The sequence below is a fragment of the Burkholderia sp. Ac-20349 genome, assembly GCF_017104865.1.
Taxonomy (GTDB): domain Bacteria; phylum Pseudomonadota; class Gammaproteobacteria; order Burkholderiales; family Burkholderiaceae; genus Burkholderia; species Burkholderia aenigmatica.
On record NZ_JAAGPM010000146.1, the window covers coordinates 1 to 19,334 of the forward strand.

Sequence of the window (19,334 nt, forward strand, 5' to 3'; positions counted from 1 at the left end):
CCGCCCGTGTCGATGCCCGCGCTGCGCAACTGGTCCATCATCGCGCGCGTCGACAGGCGTTCCTCGATGTTCTCGCGGCTGAACCAGTTGCCGCGCGGGTCGAGCGCATGCGCGCCCTTGTCGAGCAACAACTCGCGTTCCAACGATCATCACCACGGCAACAAGCACAAGAAGCGCTACAAGCACGACTGACCGGCGGTTCCCCGGCGCGTGTCGACCGCGCCGGGATGCCGTGCATGAATGGCGACGGAGGCGGTCAAGCGGTCAATCCGTCTTTCCGTCGCCGGTGATCAGCGCGTTGAGCACCAGATCCGAAATGGTGCGGTAAGCCGCATCGAAATCTTCGTTTCCCAGCGCGCGCTTGCCGAGCACCAGCAGCATCTGGGGGGCGAAGTCCGCATACGCCTGCGTGGCTGCCCAGATCAGGAAGAACAGGTGCTCGGCATCGACCTGTCTGACCTTGCCTTCCTCGATCCAGCGTTCGAGCACCCGGATGTCGTCGCGCAACACCGGAATCAGTTGTTTGCGGATTTCCTTTCCGTAGGTCCTGGCCCCGCCGATGATCTCCAGCGCAAACACCCGCGATCCATGCGGGCGATTTCTGGAGAATTCGAGTTTGGCCCGGATATAGGCCGACATGGCTTCCGCGGGCTCGCGATCGGGCGCCGCAAACTCCCGCATCCTGCCGAGCCAGTCCCGCAATACGTCGTCCAGCACGCGTTGGTAGAGCGCCAGCTTCGTGGGGAAGTAGTACATCAGGTTCTGCTTCGACAGGCCGGCGGCCGCTGCGATAGTCGCAACGGAACTCCCCTCGAATCCGTCGATGGCAAACGATTCTTCGGCAGCGGCGAGAATGGTCGCCTCGAGCGTGTCGCGCAGCGCTTCGCGCCGGCCGTGAGGCCGGCCGGGCGTTCCTGCAGTCGGCTCGGACGGGTGCCTCACGATGTTCCCTCCAGCATGTCGGTCCAGCGTCATCGCCCGCTCAACGCGTGCCAGCTTCAGGATAGGTGATGCGTTCGGGCGCGCGCTGCATGATGACCTTCCCGGCACGGAGCGACAGGCGCACCTTGGCCTGTGTGCGAACCACTTCATAGTCGCAATCCGCGTCGAGGATCAGCAGATTGGCCGGCCGCCCGACCGCGATGCCATAGCGATCGCCCAGGGACATCGCATCGGCGCTGTGCTCCGTCACGAAGTCGAGGCATCGCTGCAGGTCTTCGTAGCCGAGCATGTGGCACACGTGCAGGCCGACGTCGAGGATGCGCAGGATGTTGCCGTTGCCGATGGGATACCACGGATCCTTGATCGAATCCTGTCCGAAGCACACGTTGATGCCGGCGCGATCGAGTTCCGCGACACGCGTAATGCCGCGTCGTTTCGGGAAGGTGTCGAACCGCCCCTGCAGGTGGATGCTTTCGGTCGGACACGAAACAAAATGGATTTCCGACCGCTTCAGCAACCGGAACAGCTTCGAGCAGTAGGCGTTGTCGTAGGAACCCATCGCGGTCGTGTGGCTGGCGGTGACGCGCGTGCCCATCCCGCGAACCCGCGCTTCCTCGGCAAGCACTTCCAGGAAGCGCGATTGCGGATCGTCGGTTTCGTCGCAATGGACGTCGACCAGGCAGTCCTTGCGCGCCGCGAGCTCCATCAGGAACTTGATGGAGCTCACGCCCTGGTCGCGCGTGTTCTCGAAATGCGGAATGCCGCCGACGACGTCGGCCCCCATGTCGATCGCGCGCTCCATCAGCGCACGTCCGTTCTCGAACGACTCGATGCCTTCCTGAGGGAACGCGACGATCTGCAGATCGATGAGATCGCGCGCTTCGTCCCTGACCTCGAGCATCGCCTGCAACGCGGCAAGCGTGTGATCGGTGACGTCCACGTGCGTGCGCACGTGCTGGATGCCGTTGTCGCGCAACATCCCGATCGTGGTGTGGGCGCGGGCTTTCGTATCCTCATGGGTAATGGTGGCCTTGCGCTGGCCCCACCGCTCGATACCTTCGAACAGCGTGCCGCTCATGTTCCACTCGGGTTCGCCCGCGGTCAGTGTCGCATCCAGGTGGATATGCGGCTCGACCAGCGGCGGGATGACGAGATTGCTGCCCGCATCGATGACGTCGTCCCCGTGTGACGTCAGCGGCGACGGCTGGAGGTCGATGCCGCGAATCGTGCCCGCATCGATGTCGATCGTGAAGAGGCCGCTACGGCCGCGCAATCTGGCGTTGATGATTTTCATGAGTATTCCTGTAGTTCGGGGAAGCGGGAGGGCGCGCAGCGGAATCATTCACCCTGAACGGACGGCTCGCGCGCGAACGCGCGGGCAATCTGCAGCAGCACGACGTAGGCGGCGGCGGACGCCGCGATGCCGACGATCGGCGCGATCCACGGCGAGGTATAGGCGAGTCCGGCGCCGATTGCATACGCGGCCAGGCCGACCAGGTTGAAGCGCGGAAGGCGGGCGGTGGCAAGCGACGGGTATTGCCCGCGATGGCGGTACCAGTAGTCCGCCATGATCACGCCGCCGACCGGCGGAATGATCGAGCCGAGCAGCACCAGGAACGGAATCAGCAACTCGTACATCCCGCCGACCGCGAGCACGATACCGATCGCCGCGCCCACGAGTACGAGCGTGCGGCGCCGTTCGGTGCGCAGCAGATGGCATCCGGCGGCCGCCACGTTGTACATCGTCGGCCCCTGGATGGTCCAGAGATTGAGGCACAGCATCACGACCGCCGCGATCGACAGGCCCTGCAGCATCATCACCTCGACGATGTCGGCTTGCTGATAGACGATCGCGCAGTATGCGCCCGCGATGATCATCAGGCCGTTGCCCGCGAAGAATCCGATCATGCTGGCCGAGACGGCGCTGCGCGCGCTGCGTGCGAGGCGGGTCCAGTTGGTTGCCTGGGTCGCGCCGCTGGCGAAGGTGCCGATGACCATGGTCACGGCGGCCGAGAACGGCATCGGATGAGACGGCGCGATACGCGTGAGGCCGGCCCACCCGCCGATATCGCGGGTGGCGATCCACATCGACGTCATCAGGAGCACGAACATCAACGGCACGGAGACGCGCGACAGCACATCCATGCCGCGATAGCCGATGATGGCCGTGATGGAAAATCCGAAGCCGAAGAGGATCATCAACGGCGTGGTCACGGAGGCCGGCCAACCCAGCAGCTTGACCAAGACGATCGCCACCGTCGCGGTTCCCCATGCGTACCAGCCGAGTTCGGCGAAGCCGAGCAGGAAATCGGACAGCTTGCTGCCGACTTCCCCGAAGCAGAATCGCCCCATCAGGACCGCATTCAGGCCGCTGCGGGCGGCAATCAGCGCAAGCGATGCCGCATAGGCGGCGAGCAACAGGTTTCCGATGACGGCAATCTGGATCATGCTGACGACGTCGAAGGCGACACCGATCTTGCCGCCGGCAAACATCGTTCCCGTGAAGAACGTGAAACTCAACAACACCATCGTGATGGACAGGAATCCGGTGCGTTTCTCGAGCGGGACTTCGCTCAGCGAGAATTCTCCGTGATCCGATTCGTCCATCGGGCTTGCATCCCGGTTCGTAGGCATCTTGTCTCCCGTCAGCGATTGGGTTGGGTCTGAAAGGGGTTACGGGGGCCGTGCTTGGATGGGTGGCGCGCTGTTTCAGCGGGTCATTCTCTCAGTCCAAAATTTTTACAAGGGTAAAAATTTCGTCCGAGTGGACGGGAGGAACCTTCACCGGGCCGGTGCGGTTCCCGCGCCAGGCGTTTCGGGTATCGGCCGATCCGGCGCGCCTCATGCCGCGGGCGAGCGCGCATGTCGAGCCGATGTTTCCGGTTTCTGCACCATGGGCAACGCAGGTGCGTGCGGCTGGCGGCAGGCCGGCCGACCCGTCCGACAACGGCGATCGAGGATGGAAGCACGAACCCGCCAGACCTGGACGCCATCGATCTTCGCGGCTTTCACGAACGTCGATTTCGGCGCTGGCTGAGTCTGCCCGGGCAGCGAATCTTCAGCTAACCAGACTAACGGCGCTGCGTTGATTCGTCAGACCGATGCGCCTTTTTTTTGCTCGCTTGCTTCCGTGAAATTGCCGTGCTAATTTTTCATGAAATTTCTCGGCGAAAATTTCACGGGAGTCCGCATGTTCGCGCAGTCCGACCGTCACGTCGCAAGCTACTACGCCGGCACCTATCCGGCGCCGATCCCGCATCGTCCGGAACTGGACGAACGCATCGACGCCGACGTGCTCGTCGTCGGCGCGGGTTTCAGCGGGCTGCATACGGCGTTGCGCCTGGCGCTTGCCGGCAAGCGCGTCGTCGTGCTCGAAGCGAGCCGCGTTGCGTGGGCCGCATCGGGCCGCAACGGCGGGCAGGCGCTGCTCGGCTGGTCGTGCGACATGCAGCCGCTCGAGGATTCGCTCGGCCGCGACGGCGCGCGCCTGCTGTGGGACAGCATGCGCTGGGCCGCGGCCGAGGTGCGCGAACTGCCCGTTCGGCACGGTTTTGACATCGACTACCGGCCCGGCAGCCTGTGGGCGGCGGTGCGGCCGCGGCGCATCGCGATGCTCGAACAGGCCCGCGACGAGGCGGCCGAGCGCTGGGGCTACGATCGCCTGCGCGTGATCGGCCGTGACGAGATGCCCGAATGGATCGGCGGCACGCGCTATCTCGCGGCGCTGCACGATCCGGAGGCCGGCCACCTGAATCCGCTGAAGCTCGCGCTCGGCCTCGCGCAGACGATCGAGCGCGCGGGCGGCCGCATCTTCGAGCAGAGCCGCGTGCTCGACTGCCGCGAGACGGCCGGCGGTCACATTGCCCGCACGGCGCGCGGCGAAGTGCGCGCGGACGTGCTCGTGCTGGCCTGCAACGCGTATGTCGACCGGCTCGATCCAGATCTCGCGCGCCGGCTGCTGCCGGTCGGCACGTACCAGGTCGCGACCGCGCCGCTCGCGCCCGACGTCGCCCGTGCGCTGCTGCCGCAGAACAGTTGCGTGATCGACAACCAGTTCGTGCCCGACTATTTCCGCCTGAGCCCCGACCACCGGCTGCTGTTCGGCGGCGGCTGCACGTATCTCGGCGGCATCCCGGCCGATATCGCGGCGGCGACGCGCCCGCACCTCGAACGCGTGTTTCCGCAACTGGCCGGCGTGCCGCTCGAGTACGCGTGGGGCGGCCATATCGACATCAGCATGCGCCGCACGCCGGACATCGGCCGCCACGGGCAGCGTTTCTGGCTGCAGGGGTTCTCCGGGCACGGCGTGCTGCCGACGCTCGCCGGCGCACGCGCGGTGGCCGACGCCGTGCTCGGCGACGAACGCCTGCTCGCGCAGTACCAGCGCATCCGCAACCCGCGCTTCCCCGGCGGCGACCGGCTCGCCGCGCCGCTGGAAGCGATCGGCAAGGCCTGGTACCGTCTGCGCGATACCGTCTGACTGCACCGGAACCCAACATGAACGAACAGGAAGAGATAGAAAGCCTGGCCATCCTGATCCGCGACCTGCGCAAGCATCGCAAGGTCACGCTCAACGATCTCGCGGAACGGATCGGCCGCTCGGTCGGCTTTCTGTCGCAGGTCGAGCGCGGGCTGTCGCGCCCGACGGTGGCGGATCTCACCGCGATCGGCGAAGCGCTCGGCGTGCCGACCACCTATTTCTACAGCCTGAGCAAGCCGCGCAGCGTGCCGTGGGTCACGCGGCCCGACGAGCGTCGCACCGTGTATTACGCGGCCGGCATTACCGACATCCTCGTGTCGCCGAACATGCGTTCGCGCTTCTCGATTCTCGAAAGCCATCTCGCGCCGGGCGCGAGCAGCGGCGAGCGGCCCGTCGACGATAGCGACGAGCAGGGCGGTTTCGTGCTCGAAGGCGAACTGACGATCTGGATCGACGGCGACGATATACCCATCACGCTCGGCCCGAACGACGCGTTCCAGCTTCCCGCGCACAAGCGTTTTCGCTATGCCAACCTGACCGACGCGCCGACGCGCGTGATCTGGGTATTCACCTGAGTTGTCGGCGGGGCGGGCGGTGATGCAGGCCGCCGCGCCACGCAGCCTGTTTGCAGTACTGATTTAAATGCGGCGCGCGTGGTCCGGCGTGCCGCGTGAATCCGGTTCGCCGCGCTGCGGCACCGCCATACAAGACATGGAAAGGATGAGACATGGCTGACGTCGTTCCCGCGCTGGTCGATGAAGTCCGCGCATTCCGGCAGGCGTACCCCGAGATCCGTTATGTCGACCTGATCTGCCTCGACCTGCCCGGACATTTCTACGGCAAGCGCTACCCGATCGATGCGCTCGAAAAGGTGGCGGCCGGCTCGCTGCTGAAGCTGCCGCAGAACTGCATCCTGCTCGGCACGCAGGGCGGGCTCTACAAGATCGGCGACTACTGTTTCAACGACGGCGACCCGGATGCCGTGCGCCGGCTGATCCCCGGCACGCTGAAGCCGGTGACCTGGGAGAGGCAGCCGCTCGGGCAGATGCTGATCACGACGGACGGCACCGACGCGCCGGTCGAGTTCGAGCCGCGCGAGGTGCTCGCGCGCGTGCTGAAGCGGCTCGCGCGGCGCGGCATCCGGCCGGTCGTCGCGTTCGAGCTCGAGTTCTACCTGTTCGACGCGCAGCTCGAGGAGGGGATGCCGAAGTATCCGCGCGACCGCCTGTCCGACGATCGCGACGATCAGCCGAACATGCATATCGAGCGGCTGTCGCGCTTCTCCGACGTGCTGCACGAGATGGTCGACGTCGCCTGCAAGCAAGGGGTCGACGCGACCGTGATCACCGCCGAGCTCGGGCCGGGCCAGTTCGAGATCAACTTCGGCCATTGCGACGACGGGCTGCGCGCGGCCGACTGGTCGGCGATGTTCTGCCGCAGCACGCGCGGCGTTGCATTGCAGCATGGCTATCGCGCGAGCTTCATGGGCAAGCCGTACCTGCATGCGCCGGGCAGCGGGATGCACGTGCACGTGAGCCTCTACGACGATGCAGGGCGCAACCTGCTTGCGGCGGACGGGCAGCGGCCGCTGCGGCACGCGGTGGCCGGATGCCTCGCGCTGCTGCCGCATTGCATGCCCGTGTTCGCGCCGAATCACAACGCGTTCCGGCGTTACGGTTCGATGGTGAACGCGGCGAGCCGCGCGAGCTGGGGCTTCGAGGATCGCGATGCGTGCATCCGGATTCCCGAGTCGGATGCGCGCAACTTGCGGATCGAGCACCGGCTCGCGAGTGCGGACGCGAACCCGTATCTGGTGCTCGCGGCGATTCTCACCGGGATGGAGCACGGGCTCGATGCGAGGATCGAGCCGATCGCGCCGCTCAACGAGGATCGCGGCAGCGGGATCGATTTCCCGAAGGAGATGCTGTCGGCCGTCGCGGCGATGCAGGATCATGCGGCCGTGCGCGAAGGGCTCGGCAGCGAGTTCGTGATGGTGTATTGCGAGAACAAGCGGCAGGAGGAGCTGGATTTCCGCAATGAGATTGGTGCGCGGGAATATCGGTGGTTTTTGTGATCGGTAACGGGGCGGCGGTTCCTGCGCGGTTGCGTGTTTGATAAGCTGCGGCGTACACGGCGGCCGGTTCCGGTTCCGCCGCGGGCGACCGGCTGCCCCGACGCGCAGCGGATGGGCAGATTCGGATCCCGGCTTCGCTCGATAATCAAAAAGAGAGGGCCCCGTGACGACCGATCACCGAGATACCGAACCGCTATCCACGCGCGTCGATGAAGTCGTGAGCGAGCGTGCCGGGCCACCGGCCGGCACGCCGCGTCTCCCGGCCGTGTTGCTGTGGGTGTCCGGATTTCCGCTCTGGGGGCTGCTGGCAGCCGCCGTGATCTGCGTGTCGCGGATCGATCGCGACCTGTCGGTCATCGTGTTCATGGGTGCGCTGATCTTCCTCAGCGAGGTCGGCATCGCGCTGTATGCCGTGGTCGCCGTCGTGCTGCTGGCCTACGCAGTGAGTCGCAAGCCATGGCGTGCCCCGCGATTTGCGTGGGCGTTCTGGCTACAGGTGCTGCTGTTGGTTCTGGCCATAGCGCTGATTGCCACGTTCAAGATCGACGATTACCAACGCCATCACCCGGACCCTCGGGAGGCGGCCCGCGGTCAGCAGATCAATGACGACAATGCCCGCATGACGGCCGCATTGCGCACCGACGATGCAGTCGCGTTTCGGCAGGCGTTTGCCGACTGTGCGGACGATTGCGATCGCGCGACATGGGTGAGCGAGGCGGTCCGCAAGACGGCGCCGCGCAGCCTCGCGGTCACGCTCGAAGGCGTCAGGCATGCGAGCGAGGTACGCCTGGGCGGGAGCGAACTGCAGACGTTCTGCAAGGACGGGGTGGCTTATGTGATGCCGCCCGACATCGCGCTGCGCGTCGGTTTTCGAAACGTGCCGGCGATCACGGCCCAGTTCCTGCCGTTGTGGGGCCCCGACGAGCGGAGCGCCGCGCTGCAAGGCGCTGTCATGAGCGGGTCGATCGCACTGATGAACCAGCTCGTTGCGCTGGGTGTCGATCCGCAGCATCTGCAAGGCGACAGCCGCTTCGAGAGCCTGTATGCGAGCGCGGCCGCGGGCGCGGCAATCGCATCGGTCGACTGGCTGGCCAATGCAGGCGTCACGCTCCATGCCGCGGAAGATGTGGACGAGGTCTGGGCTTGGTTCGCGGAGTGGACCGACGCGAATCGGCCGGAAATCGCTCGCAAGGGCGCGGAAGCGTGGCTCGTCGCATCCGCGAAGATACCGATGGATGGCGCGGCGGCGCAGAATCGTATCGCACCGCTCGAGCGGGCAGTGTATGTCGGTACACCGGTACTCGTGCAGGTGTTGTTGCAACACGGATATCGCGTTGCCGATCTGGCGCCGGAATATCGGGTACGTTTCGATGCGATGCAGGACCCGATCCATCATCCTCACAAGCCGGTACCGGATTCCGTGTGCGACGACGACGCGAACTGATCGCGCCGTCGAGTGACGCCTCCGGTTCTTATCGGTCCCGCGCGGGCGTCATCGGCAGGCCCGCTCCCCACGCGCTCGCGAGCGCTTCGATTTCGGCGACCGGATCGGCCTGCCGGGCGGCTTCGTGCGTGTCGTTGCCGAACAACCGCTGAGCGAAGTCGCGTGCGCGCAACGTGATTGCCGCGGTTTTCGGGCTGCGTCGCAGCGTGAAAGCCGTGAGCGCAGCGTCGAGGTCGCGGACGTTGCCGTTCCCGTATTCGTCGAGGCAGCGCGCGAGATGCCACGCGTCCTCGAGCGCCTGGCATGCGCCCTGTCCGGAGGTGGGGAGCGGCGCGTGCGCGGCATCGCCGATCAACAGCACATTGCCGCGGTGCCACACGTCCACCGGGTCGAGATCGTGCACGCGGATCTTCGCGATCGTGCCCGGTGGCGTCGCGCGCATCACGTCCGCAATGGGCGCCGGCCAGCCGTCGAAGAGCCGTTCCAGCAGCGGGCCCGGATCGTCCGGCGCCGCGTCGTCGTGGTCGCTATCGTCGATGTCGGCCTCGGCCCGGGCCGCCGCCCAGTACATGCGGTGCGGGTCCAGCGCGACGATGCCGAATCGTTCGCGCTGGCCCCAGTAGTCGAATATCGATACGTCGTCGACGAGCGGCACATCGCTCTGCGCGACGCCGATCCAGTTGACGAAGCCCTGGTAGACGGGTGTGGCGTTGCCGACCACATGGCGTCGCGCGATGGAGTTCATGCGGCCGTCCGCGCCGATCACGAGGTCGGGGGCGATCGTCGCGCCGTTGTCGAAGCGAACGACCGCGCGACCGTCGGTACCGGTGTCGATCGCCGTCGCGCAGTGGCCGAAGCAGATTTCGATGTCGTGCGCGGCGACGTGTCGAGCCAGCACGGCTTGCAGGTCGCGCCGCAGGATCGAGCGGGTCGGGAAACCCATGCGGCGGTCGAGCGCGCCGATGTCGACGCGCTTGAACGGGGTGCCGTCGCGGCCCATGCACCCCATCGCGCGCAGGTGGCCGCTGACCTTGACGATGTCGGGCAGGAGGCCGAGTTGCTCGAGCACGAAGCCGGCATTCGGCCAGAGCACGACGCCCGCGCCCATCGTCGTCTCGGACGGCCTGCGTTCGTAGAGCCGTATCCGGTGCCCCTGACCGGCAAGCGCAAGCGCGGTGCTCATGCCGGCCACGCCGGCGCCGAGAATGGCGATATCCATGTTGATGCTCCCGTAGATTCGTGCGTGCGCTCGCGTCGGCGCGGGTTCGTGCGTCGGCGGCCACGCCTTGACTGGATCCGCATCGTAAATTACGGTCTCGAACGGGATAAGCCGTGAAAAACGGCGAGCTTTGATACCTGAAACGGGATAATGATGCGCAGCAAGCTGGATCTGAACGCGGTGCGCGTGTTCGTGTCGGTCGTCGACGAAGGCAGCTTCGCCGGTGCCGCGCGCGTGCTGTCGATACCCGGTTCCAACGTGAGCCGCCATGTGGCGCAACTGGAGTCGCGGCTCGGCGTGCGTCTGCTGGAGCGCAGCACGCGGCACCTGCGCATGACGGAAGCCGGGCGCCTGCTGCACGAGCGCGCGAAGCCGATGCTCGACGCGCTGACGCTCGCCGAGTTCGAACTGACCTCGCAGCAGACGGAGCTGCGCGGCCTGCTGAAGCTCTGCGTGCCCGGTGAAATCGGGCCGCGCATGCTCGGGCCGATCGTCGCGGAATTCGCCAGCCGGCATCCGCGTGTCGAAATCGATTGCGATACGAGCCTCGCCGGCGTATCGACGCTGCGCGACGAGTTCGACCTGTCGATCATCGTCAATCGCGGCAAGCTCGACGACAGCACGTTCGTCGTCAGGCCGCTCGCGAGCTTGTCGAGCGTCGTCGTGGCCGCGCCGTCGCTGATCGAACGCACGGGCATGCCGACCCGGACGGAGCAGCTCAGGCAACTGCCGTGCATCACGACGTTGAGCACGCTGAAAGGGCAGCCGTGGCAATTCGCCGACGGCGACGGGCGGGTTCACAAGATTCCGGTCGCGAGCCGGTATCGCGTCAACAGCGGCGAGATGGCGGGGCTGGCGGCGGTGAACGGGATCGGCTTCGCGATTCTCGTCGAACGCGGGTGCGCGGCCGAGCTGGCCGCCGGGCGGCTGGTGCGCGTGCCGCTGGAGATGGCGCCGGCGCCGCTCGAACTGCTGGCCGCCTATTCGAGCCGCAATTCCGTCAACGCGAAGATCCGCGAGTTGTTGCAGTTGATGCAGGCGCGTTTGGCGGCGGCAGGGGCGATGCCGTCATGACGATCATTTCGGCAATGCGCGCCAGTAGCGCACTTCGTCGATGGGCGCACCGTCGATCTCGAACGTCTTGATGTCGTCTTCGGCGACGAAACCTTCGCGTTCATAGAACGCCCGTGCGCGGCGGTTCTTGACGAGCACCCAGAGCGACGCCCACGCATGGCCCGCGTCATGCAGCGCACGGCAGGCATGGTCGACCAGTGCCGCGCCGACGCCTTGCCCGCAATGCGCCGGATGCAGATAGATCGCTTCGATTTCGCCCCAGGTGCGGTCCTTGTCGGTGTCGCGCGTCGGGCCGTAGGCGATCCAGCCTGTCGGCCCGCTTTCCGAGAACGCGAGTGCGACATGCGGCCGTCCTGCGTCGAGCGCGTGACGCCACGAAGCGGTGCGCTTCTCGACCGACAGGCCGGCGAGGAACGGGGCCGGCATGATACCCGGATAGGTGGCCTGCCACGACGCGACGTGGATCGCGGCGATGGCCGGGGCATCGGCGGGCGTGGCAGGGCGGATGTCGATTTTCATCAGGGTCGCTGGTCGGCGCCGTAAAGAGAATAGAACCGATACGGCAGGTCGCCCAGTTCGCTTTCGACGCGCTCGTACTGGCCAAGCGACTGAAGCCACGCGAGAAACGTGGCCTCGGTCATGAACGATTGCAACGTGTCGACGACTGCTTCGCGCTGCGCGGGATGAATGAAGTCACACGTTGCGGTGTTGCGGCCGGGCGAGCCGGTCAGGCAGCGGGATCCCTGCCAGTCGATCCGCGGGTAGCCGGTGGGGCTGAATGCCGACGGATGCCGGATACGGCCGCAGAGCAGGTCGTTCGCACCGACACACCAGAGCATGAGCTGCGCGCGCCAGAGCGGATCGTCGATGCCCAGCACCGAGGTCAGCCACGCGTGAATGTCCGACGTTTCCAGGTATTTGATGCACAGGAACATCGACGACGAAAATTGTCCGCTCGCATGGAACCAGTCTCCGCTACCGGACGAGGGTTCGTGAGCGTGATTGAAGCACGCGGCCGTATCGAGTGCGCCCGATGGCCAGCATCGGGCCTCCATCAGGCATTGCCCGAGCGTGTCGAGCACATCGCTGCGGAACCCCGGGTACGGTTCGGGCGAGATGCGATCGGGGTGCTGCGAAACGAACCCGGTGATCAACCACTCCAGCAATGCGTGGTGCTGCCCATCGTGGCTGCGCGCGGTCAGGTGCGCCAGCAAGTAGTGGTACCACCGCTGCCATTCGTCGCTTGGGCCGAACGACATCGTGCCGACGACGATTTCTTCGAGCGGGGTGTCGAGCTCTGCGATGTCGATCGATTGCGGATCGCCTTGCAACTCGGCGAATAGCCGTCGCGACTCTCCCATGAACCACGCTTCGCCCATCGGCTTGTCCGGGCGCGGAAATGCCGATCGCAGTCTGGCCAACGCGGAAGGGGAACACCCGCTGCCGGGGATCCATCGAAACGGGGCGGACTGTGTACGCATCAAGAAGCCATGGAGTCGTCACGCGTTGCTGCCGGATTCATTCCGCCGGATCCAGGCTGCCGTCGATCGAAAAACGGTAGTTGATGTCCACCTGCGATGCATCGCCCGGTGCGTCGGTTTTCTTCAGCACGAATTCGAACGCAGGCTCGAACCAGCCGTTGCGCGGGACTTCTCCGCCGAGGATGTCGACCTGATACCAGCCGTTGTCGATCTCGATCACGGGCCTGCCCGGCTCGCGGTAACGCGCAAGCAGTGCGTTGACCGTTGCGTCGTTGAAGCGTTCGAGCATCCGCCACGTGTAGAGCATGATCGAACGATGTTCGACGCGCAGCACGTACCCGCCGCGCCGATGCTGCAGGCGGCTTCCCGTCTTCAGCAGTTCGGGTGTTGCGTCATCGGGCGTGAAGATCACCGTGTACGGATGGTTCTCGATGCCGGCCAGCGGAATGACGACGCCTTCCAGCACGGCACGGTCGCCGCTGTCGCTCGTCGTGAACGCCGTTGCGACGTCGTCCGACAGTCCGTGCTGCTCCTGGTAGCGCTTCAGCAGCAGGAGATCGCCGACGAGAAAATAGTCGACCAGATCGTTGAGGATTTCCGGGAATTCATGTCGCATCGCCGCTCCTTTCGCGGTGCCGAAGCGCGGGGATCGCAAGGGCATGAAGCGCCGCGTCGCGAAACGCTTCGCGGCGCGGCACGCGCGAAGCCCTTAGTCGCCGAGCTTCGACGCCACGCAACCGGTGCTCGTGCACTCGCGCTCACGCTCGCGCAGGAACGACAGCCGCGACTGCGTCATGTCGGTCGCGCACTGGAGATCCACGAGGTAGCCGTTGTTGCGCGTCTCGCTGCACTGCGCGTCGCGCTGCTTCAGCCACGCGAGCTGGCCGGCCTTCAGCGTCGCCTGCTGATCGCTGCTCAGTTGCTTGCGCAGGCGGCCGTATTCGTCGTTGAGGTCACGGTCGGATTGCGAGAACTGCGTGCTGCTGCAGTACACCTGGTCGAACGCGCTGTGCGGCTTCGAACAGCCGGCCGCGTGCGCGGCGAACGGAACGGCAAGCGCGAGCAGGGCGCAGGATGCGAGCAGATTCTTCATTTTCATGGTGATGCTCCTGACTGGGTGAAAACCGTTGGGTCCGACGGGCGTCATCGTCGTTTATTTCGGCGCGGTGCACGCGTCGATGCCGCTGGCGATCGCGGTGGACAGCTTCTGGATCGTCTCGCGACGCGCAAGCCGCGCTTCCTCGTCCGGATTGACGATCACGCCGGCCTCGACGAGCACGGCCGGAATCGGCGCGGTGCGCAGCACGACGAGATCGTCGAAGCGGTGGATGCCGAGTTGCGGGTCGATCAACGGGCGATTCTCGCCGCGGATCGGCTGCGCGTGATACAGCGACGGCCGTTCGCCGGCCGCCACCAGCCGCTCGGCGATCGCCTTCGCGCAACGCAGGCTTTCCGCATAGTGCGGATTGCGTTCCGACACGAACACCGAGAAGCCGCGGAATTCGCGCTGCCGGCCCGCGTCGATGAACTGCTGCTGCATCGAGTCGTGATGGATCGACACGAACAGGTTCGCGTCGGGTGCCTGCGTCGAACGCTGGTCGAGCGCGATCTCGCGGCCGTCGGCCGACGTGCGCAGCACGCGGTCGCCATGCGCGGCGAGCTTTTCGGCGACCGCCGCGGACAGATCGAGGTTGTACAGGTATTCGACGCGGCCGCTCGCGCCGGTGGAGCCCGGGTGCGCCGGCGTATGGCCGGTGTCGACGACGATGTAGCGTCCGGCGGCGGGTGTGGTGCCGGCGGGGGCCGCGGTGTCGGCCGCATGCAGTGCCAGCGGCGCGCCGAGCAGCGGGGCGCAGGCGAGCATGCGCGCGGCGGCGCGCGCGAACGGGCGAAGGCGTCGGATGGTTCGGTTCGTCATTGTTGTTGTCGAGGCGGGCATACGGCGCGTCGGACGGCGCGGCACCATCGGCCTGCTCAATGCAGTCGGAATGTCGCGCGATTATAGCGGGTGGCGGCGCCGCCGCAATGACGGATGACGGCCGTCAGGCCAGCACGCGTCGGGCGGCGAGCATGCCCCAGTACGACGCTTCCTCGAACAGCGACAGCCCGGACAGGTCCGCATGCGCGAACACGACGGGGCCGTCGGCATCGCGCAGCGCGAGCAGCCCCGGCCGGCTCAGGAAGCCGACGTCGGGCGTCGCCATCGCGTGGCCGCGCACGGTGATCTCGAGCGCCGTCGCGTGTTTCCACAGGTCGCGCCCGTAGACGGCCTGCAGATCGATCGCCGCCTGTTCGCGCAACGCATCGGGCTTCGCCTGCGCGAGCCAGCGGCGCGTGTCGTCCGGCGCTTGCGTGCTCAACGCCTGGTACGCGGAGAACACCGAGCGCGTCGGCGGCGACATGCGGATCAGCTGGTGCGTCGACACGACATAGCCGAGCCCCGCGCCGTCGTAGACGACGTTGTCCCACGCGAGCGGCACGCCCGCTGCTTCGGCCGGCATGCCGTCGAGCAGGAAGTTGGACACGAGCCACGGCGCGCGTGGCGGCAGGTCGCGCGCAGGGTCGAAGCCATACGCGCCGAGCTGCGGAAACACGCGCGCCGCGACGAACAGCGGCATCGCGCAGACGACGCGCCGCGCCTTCAGCGTGAACGTCGACAGCGCGCCGTCGTCGCCGATGCGCGCGCACAGCACGTCGACGCCGCCCGCGCGCTCGGTCGCGCGCACCGCGAAGCCGTCGCGCGACCACGCGTTCGAACCGGTGCGCGCGGTGATCGAATCGGTGAGCTTCGTCACCATCGTGTGCAGCCCGTCGGGCCAGGTCAGCACTGCGCCGTCGCTCGCGTCGCCCGCGTGGCCGCCGCGCGACGAGAAATAGTGCAGGCCGGCCCACGCGGACACGTGCTCGTATCCGGCGCCGTAGTCGTCGCGGCAGCAGTAGTTCAGATACCAGTGCAGCGCCTTCGCGGTGTAGCCCTCGTCGAGCAGCCACTGACGAAACGAGCGCCGGTCGAGTGCGCGCCAGCGCGGGTCGCGCGACGATTCCGCGATCGGGATGCAGAACACCTTGAGGCCATCGGCGCCGCGCGCGGTGCGCAGCATGTCCGTGTATGCGAAGAAGCGTGACTGTTGCGCGAGTGCGTCGGCGCCGAGGCCGGCCGTCGGCACGATGCCGTCCTGCCACTGCCCGGCGATGAAGAGCCGTTCGTCGGGCGCATGGACGAGCACGCGCTCGTCGTACACCGGGCGTGCCGAGAACGGCGCCGATTCGATCACGCCGAGATCGGCGAGCATGTCGCGCAGATGCGTGGATTCGAGCGACGGCAGCGGCAGGTAGTGCGCGCCTTTCGGATAGCCGAGATCGCCGAAGCGGCCGCCGGCCGCGTTGCCGCCGAATTCGGGGCCCGCGAGCACCGTGAAGCGCTGGTGCCCGGCGCGCGCGAGCTGCCACGCGCACGACAGCCCGGCCGCGCCCGCGCCGAGGATCGCGACGTCGGTCTCGAGCGTGCCGGACGGCGGCGGCAGCGTCGCATGGTCGCGCAGCGCATGGCCTTCGCGCATGCCCGGGTAGCCGACCTGCGGCGTCGTCTCGATCCAGCCGGTGCGCCCGCAGGCGGCGAGCGACGCGGCCGCCGACGCGACGAGGAACGTGCGGCGGTCCATCAGCGCAGCACGTGCTTCCAGTCGTCGTCGAAACGGCGCACGAGCGGCTGGTCGTTGAGTTCGTTCGGCGACATCGGCAGCGCCGGCATGTCGGCCGGGAAGTGGAACATCTCGGCGGCCGTCTGCGCGTCGAGCCAGCGCGTGGGCACCGAGTAGTGCGTCGGCACCGTGAAGTCGCGGCGCTTGCCGGCGATCACGAAACCCCAGTCGCCGAACGACGGCACGTAGCAGTGGTACGGCCAAGTGTTGAGCCCGGCTTCATGCAGCGTCGCGATGATGGTCCAGTACGCGTGCGGCGCGAAGTACGGCGAGGTCGACTGGATCACCGCGTAGCCGTTCTCCGACAGGTGGCGCGCGAGCAGCCGGAACACCGGCACCGAATACAGCCGGCCGAGCCCGAAGTTGGTCGGGTCGGGGAAGTCGACGACGATCGCGTCGTACACGTCGGCGTTCGATTCGAGCCAGCGCACTGCATCGTCGTTGATCACGTGCACGCGCGGGTCCTTCAGCGAGCCCTGGTTCAGCTTGACGAGCGGCGCGGACGTGGAAAACAGCTTCGTCATCGCCGGATCGAGATCGACGAGCGTGATCTGTTCGAGGTTGCGGTGCTTGAGCAGCTCGCGCACCGCGAGACCGTCGCCGCCGCCGAGCACGAGCACGCGCTTCGCCCACGGCAGCGCCTCGATCGTCGGGTGGATCAGTGCCTCGTGATAGCGATGCTCGTCGCGCGACGAGAATTGCAGGTTGCCGTTCAGGTACAGCCGCATGTCGTCGTGCCACTGCGTGAGCACGATGCGCTGGTACGGCGTCGTTTCCGAATAGATCGTCTCGTCGCCGTACACGCCATGTTCGGCCCAGTGCGTGATGCGGTCCGACAGCGCGAAGCCGGCGATGAGCAGCCCGATCACGAGCGACGCGCGCATCAGCTTGCCGCGCACGTTGCGGATCTCGTCGCGGAACAGGTGCGTCGTCCACAGTGCGACGAACGCGTTCAGGAGCCCGAACAGGAAGCTGGTGCGCAGCAGGCCGAGGCGCGGTGCAAGCACGAGCGGGAAGATCAGCGACACGGCGAGCGAGCCGAGATAGTCGAAGGTCAGCACTTCGCTGACGGTATGGCGGAACGCCTGGCGCCGCTGCTGGAACGCGCGCATCACGAGCGGGATCTCCATCCCGATCAGCATGCCGAGCGCCAGCACGAGCGCATAGAGCGCCGCGCGGAACGGCGCGGCGAGCCAGGCGAACACCGCGAACAGCAGCGCGGCCGACACGCCGCCGAGCAGGCCGACGAGCAGCTCGATGTCGACGAAGCGGTCGAGCACGTCGTCGTCCTCGACGAACTTCGCGAGCCACGAGCCGATCCCCATCGCGAACAGGTAGCAGCCGATCACCGACGAGAACTGCAGGATCGAATCGCCGAGCAGGTAGCTGGACAGCGCGCTGCTGATCAGTTCGTAGCCCAGCCCGCACGACGCGAGCACGAGAATCGACAGGACGAGCGCGCGCTTATGCAGCATGGTGCGTCCGTTGTGCAGCGGTCGGCAATGTGGATATACTGGCGCGGAATTTTGTCGGCTGGCCCTGCGCGGGCCGGCCGGCGACGGGGCGGCGAACCGAGCACAAAATCCGAGGGAAAGAATGAATAGTGCCTATCTCTATGCGGTTCATTTACTGTCGGCGTTCGTGCTGCTTCTTGTGTTCGCGGCAGTGTACCTGAAGGTCACCCCGTTCGACGAACTGGCGCTGATCCGCGACGGCAATGCGGCCGCGACGCTGTCGTTCGGCGGCGCGCTGATCGGCTTCTGCCTGACGCTCGCGTCCAGCATCGCGCACAATTCCACGCTCGGCGAAGTCGTGATCTGGGCCGTCGGTGCGATGGTCGTGCAACTGATCACCTATGCGGCGCTGACGCGCCTGATGCCCGGCATGAATCATGCGATCGAGGATCGCAACGTCGCGATGGGCGGCCTGATGGGCACCGCGTCGCTCGTCGTCGGCATCATCAATGCCGCCTGCCTGACCTGACCTGACACGCCACGCGTTTCGAGGAGACCGACATGAGTCTGGGATCGTTTATCCGCAAGCAGTTCGTCGACGTCCTGCAATGGACGGAAGACACCGATGGCGTGCTGGCCTGGCGCTATCCGATGGAAGACATGGAAATCCGGTACGGCGGCAAGCTGACCGTGCGCGAAACGCAGGTCGCGATCTTCGTCAACGAAGGCAAGGTCGCCGACATCTTCCAGGCGGGGTTGTACACGCTGGAAACGAACACGCTGCCGGTGCTCACGTACCTGAAGAACTGGGACAAACTCTTTCAGTCGCCTTTCAAGTCGGACGTCTATTTCTTCAGCACGCGGCTGCAGCTCGGCCGGCGCTGGGGCACTGCGCAGCCGCTGACGATCCGCGATCGCGAATTCGGCTTCGTGCAGGTGCGCGCGTTCGGCATCTACTCGTACCGGATCGTCGACGCGGGCGCGTTCTATCGCGAGGTCAGCGGCACGCGCGCGCAGTACACGGTCGACGATCTCGAACAGCAACTGCGTAATCTGGTCGTCACCGCGATGAGCACGACGTTCGGCTCGGCGGACGTGCCGTTCGTCGACATGGCCGCGAACCAGTCGCTGCTATCGCAGCGCGTCGCCGACGCACTGGTGCCGGTGTTTACGCGCTATGGCCTCGCGCTCGACGCGTTCGCGGTCGAGAGCGTGTCGCTGCCGGCTGAATTGCAGAAGGCGCTCGACCTGCGGATCGGCGCGGGGATGGCCGGCGATCTCGCCCGCGCCACGCAATACCAGACCGCACAGGCGATTCCGCTCGCCGCGCAGAATCCGGGCGGCATCGCGGGTGTGGGTGCGGGGCTCGCCGCGGGCGCGGTGATCGGGCAGGCCTGAAAAATGAAAACGATCGGGAAAAAACCACCCGGCGGCGGGCGGTGAACGATGAGGGCGAACCTCGGGC

General features: G+C 66.5%; 17 protein-coding genes and 2 pseudogenes. 7 read left to right on the forward strand and 12 right to left on the reverse strand.

Features of this window, described 5'->3' with window-relative positions; all coding sequences use genetic code 11:
* From G3N61_RS32070 to codB, 4 genes and pseudogenes are all read right to left on the reverse strand, one after another.
* Positions 1–128 (reverse strand): annotated as a pseudogene (locus G3N61_RS32070) (DUF188 domain-containing protein); the annotation flags it as partial.
* Between the two features lie 136 nt (positions 129–264).
* Positions 265–975 carry a TetR/AcrR family transcriptional regulator gene (locus G3N61_RS32075; protein WP_241018000.1) on the reverse strand — a complete coding sequence of 237 codons (711 nt, stop codon included), beginning with the start codon at positions 973–975 and terminating at the stop codon, positions 265–267.
* Positions 976–982: 7 nt separating this feature from the next.
* On the reverse strand, positions 983–2,236 hold the full coding sequence (gene codA / locus G3N61_RS32080; protein ID WP_089452246.1) for a cytosine deaminase: 1,254 nt from the start codon (positions 2,234–2,236) through the stop codon (positions 983–985).
* 44 nt (positions 2,237–2,280) lie between these two features.
* Complete coding sequence (codB, locus tag G3N61_RS32085) at positions 2,281–3,549, reverse strand: cytosine permease (RefSeq protein ID WP_205824424.1); 1,269 nt, start codon at positions 3,547–3,549, stop codon at positions 2,281–2,283.
* Between the two features lie 583 nt (positions 3,550–4,132).
* Here codB and G3N61_RS32090 point away from each other — a divergent pair.
* The 4 genes from G3N61_RS32090 (at position 4,133) to G3N61_RS32105 (ending at position 8,940) form a co-directional block, all read left to right on the forward strand.
* Entirely contained in the window at positions 4,133–5,422 is a 1,290-nt protein-coding gene (locus tag G3N61_RS32090; RefSeq protein WP_205824414.1) for an FAD-binding oxidoreductase, read from the forward strand.
* 17 nt (positions 5,423–5,439) lie between these two features.
* A complete protein-coding gene (locus G3N61_RS32095) occupies positions 5,440–5,997 on the forward strand; it encodes an XRE family transcriptional regulator (RefSeq protein ID WP_043180035.1) in 558 nt (185 codons plus the stop codon).
* A gap of 152 nt (positions 5,998–6,149) precedes the next feature.
* Positions 6,150–7,496 (forward strand): glutamine synthetase family protein, encoded by a 1,347-nt coding sequence (locus tag G3N61_RS32100; protein ID WP_205824415.1) that lies wholly within the window; start codon positions 6,150–6,152, stop codon positions 7,494–7,496.
* Between the two features lie 364 nt (positions 7,497–7,860).
* Positions 7,861–8,940, forward strand: coding sequence for a hypothetical protein (locus G3N61_RS32105; protein WP_205824416.1), 1,080 nt, complete (start codon positions 7,861–7,863; stop codon positions 8,938–8,940).
* 28 nt (positions 8,941–8,968) lie between these two features.
* Here G3N61_RS32105 and G3N61_RS32110 read toward each other — a convergent pair whose 3' ends face one another.
* Entirely contained in the window at positions 8,969–10,159 is a 1,191-nt protein-coding gene (locus G3N61_RS32110; protein ID WP_205824417.1) for an FAD-dependent oxidoreductase, read from the reverse strand.
* Positions 10,160–10,312: 153 nt separating this feature from the next.
* Here G3N61_RS32110 and G3N61_RS32115 point away from each other — a divergent pair, with 153 nt between their 5' ends.
* On the forward strand, positions 10,313–11,233 hold the full coding sequence (locus G3N61_RS32115) for a LysR family transcriptional regulator (RefSeq protein ID WP_205824425.1): 921 nt from the start codon (positions 10,313–10,315) through the stop codon (positions 11,231–11,233).
* 3 nt (positions 11,234–11,236) lie between these two features.
* Here the strand turns inward: G3N61_RS32115 and G3N61_RS32120 are convergent, their stop codons facing one another.
* From G3N61_RS32120 to G3N61_RS32150, 7 genes are all read right to left on the reverse strand, one after another.
* Positions 11,237–11,752, reverse strand: coding sequence for a GNAT family N-acetyltransferase (locus tag G3N61_RS32120; protein ID WP_205824418.1), 516 nt, complete (start codon positions 11,750–11,752; stop codon positions 11,237–11,239).
* Positions 11,752–12,612, reverse strand: coding sequence for a hypothetical protein (locus G3N61_RS32125; RefSeq protein ID WP_205824419.1), 861 nt, complete (start codon positions 12,610–12,612; stop codon positions 11,752–11,754). The genes G3N61_RS32120 and G3N61_RS32125 overlap by 1 nt, the downstream gene beginning before the upstream one ends.
* 139 nt (positions 12,613–12,751) lie before the next feature.
* Complete coding sequence (locus G3N61_RS32130) at positions 12,752–13,330, reverse strand: hypothetical protein (RefSeq protein ID WP_205824420.1); 579 nt, start codon at positions 13,328–13,330, stop codon at positions 12,752–12,754.
* 93 nt (positions 13,331–13,423) lie between these two features.
* Entirely contained in the window at positions 13,424–13,813 is a 390-nt protein-coding gene (locus G3N61_RS32135) for a lysozyme inhibitor LprI family protein (RefSeq protein WP_043180025.1), read from the reverse strand.
* A 54-nt stretch (positions 13,814–13,867) separates the two neighbouring features.
* A complete protein-coding gene (locus G3N61_RS32140; protein WP_205824421.1) occupies positions 13,868–14,632 on the reverse strand; it encodes an N-acetylmuramoyl-L-alanine amidase in 765 nt (254 codons plus the stop codon).
* Between the two features lie 124 nt (positions 14,633–14,756).
* Positions 14,757–16,376 carry an NAD(P)/FAD-dependent oxidoreductase gene (locus tag G3N61_RS32145; protein WP_205824422.1) on the reverse strand — a complete coding sequence of 540 codons (1,620 nt, stop codon included), beginning with the start codon at positions 16,374–16,376 and terminating at the stop codon, positions 14,757–14,759.
* Positions 16,376–17,890: a polyamine aminopropyltransferase gene (locus G3N61_RS32150; protein WP_089452256.1), complete on the reverse strand. Its 1,515-nt coding sequence runs from the start codon at positions 17,888–17,890 to the stop codon at positions 16,376–16,378. The genes G3N61_RS32145 and G3N61_RS32150 overlap by 1 nt, the downstream gene beginning before the upstream one ends.
* Before the next feature lie 121 nt (positions 17,891–18,011).
* Between G3N61_RS32150 and G3N61_RS32155 the strand changes: the two genes are divergently transcribed.
* Both G3N61_RS32155 and G3N61_RS32160 read left to right on the forward strand, forming a co-directional pair.
* Positions 18,012–18,398: a DUF350 domain-containing protein gene (locus tag G3N61_RS32155; protein ID WP_021163477.1), complete on the forward strand. Its 387-nt coding sequence runs from the start codon at positions 18,012–18,014 to the stop codon at positions 18,396–18,398.
* Positions 18,399–18,430: 32 nt separating this feature from the next.
* Positions 18,431–19,264 (forward strand): annotated as a pseudogene (locus G3N61_RS32160) (SPFH domain-containing protein); the annotation flags it as partial.
* Between the last annotated feature and the right edge of the window lie 70 nt (positions 19,265–19,334).

Excerpts from the sequence above, each read along its gene's own strand:
- G3N61_RS32075 (WP_241018000.1), bottom strand. The coding sequence starts at position 975 with ATGACGCTGGACCGACATGCTGGAGGGAACATCGTGAGGCACCCGTCC.
- codA (WP_089452246.1), bottom strand. The coding sequence starts at position 2,236 with ATGAAAATCATCAACGCCAGATTGCGCGGCCGTAGCGGCCTCTTCACG.
- codB (WP_205824424.1), bottom strand. The coding sequence starts at position 3,549 with ATGGACGAATCGGATCACGGAGAATTCTCGCTGAGCGAAGTCCCGCTC.
- G3N61_RS32090 (WP_205824414.1), top strand. The coding sequence starts at position 4,133 with ATGTTCGCGCAGTCCGACCGTCACGTCGCAAGCTACTACGCCGGCACC.
- G3N61_RS32095 (WP_043180035.1), top strand. The coding sequence starts at position 5,440 with ATGAACGAACAGGAAGAGATAGAAAGCCTGGCCATCCTGATCCGCGAC.
- G3N61_RS32100 (WP_205824415.1), top strand. The coding sequence starts at position 6,150 with ATGGCTGACGTCGTTCCCGCGCTGGTCGATGAAGTCCGCGCATTCCGG.
- G3N61_RS32105 (WP_205824416.1), top strand. The coding sequence starts at position 7,861 with ATGGGTGCGCTGATCTTCCTCAGCGAGGTCGGCATCGCGCTGTATGCC.
- G3N61_RS32110 (WP_205824417.1), bottom strand. The coding sequence starts at position 10,159 with ATGGATATCGCCATTCTCGGCGCCGGCGTGGCCGGCATGAGCACCGCG.
- G3N61_RS32115 (WP_205824425.1), top strand. The coding sequence starts at position 10,313 with ATGCGCAGCAAGCTGGATCTGAACGCGGTGCGCGTGTTCGTGTCGGTC.
- G3N61_RS32120 (WP_205824418.1), bottom strand. The coding sequence starts at position 11,752 with ATGAAAATCGACATCCGCCCTGCCACGCCCGCCGATGCCCCGGCCATC.
- G3N61_RS32125 (WP_205824419.1), bottom strand. The coding sequence starts at position 12,612 with ATGGGCGAAGCGTGGTTCATGGGAGAGTCGCGACGGCTATTCGCCGAG.
- G3N61_RS32130 (WP_205824420.1), bottom strand. The coding sequence starts at position 13,330 with ATGCGACATGAATTCCCGGAAATCCTCAACGATCTGGTCGACTATTTT.
- G3N61_RS32135 (WP_043180025.1), bottom strand. The coding sequence starts at position 13,813 with ATGAAAATGAAGAATCTGCTCGCATCCTGCGCCCTGCTCGCGCTTGCC.
- G3N61_RS32140 (WP_205824421.1), bottom strand. The coding sequence starts at position 14,632 with ATGACGAACCGAACCATCCGACGCCTTCGCCCGTTCGCGCGCGCCGCC.
- G3N61_RS32145 (WP_205824422.1), bottom strand. The coding sequence starts at position 16,376 with ATGGACCGCCGCACGTTCCTCGTCGCGTCGGCGGCCGCGTCGCTCGCC.
- G3N61_RS32150 (WP_089452256.1), bottom strand. The coding sequence starts at position 17,890 with ATGCTGCATAAGCGCGCGCTCGTCCTGTCGATTCTCGTGCTCGCGTCG.
- G3N61_RS32155 (WP_021163477.1), top strand. The coding sequence starts at position 18,012 with ATGAATAGTGCCTATCTCTATGCGGTTCATTTACTGTCGGCGTTCGTG.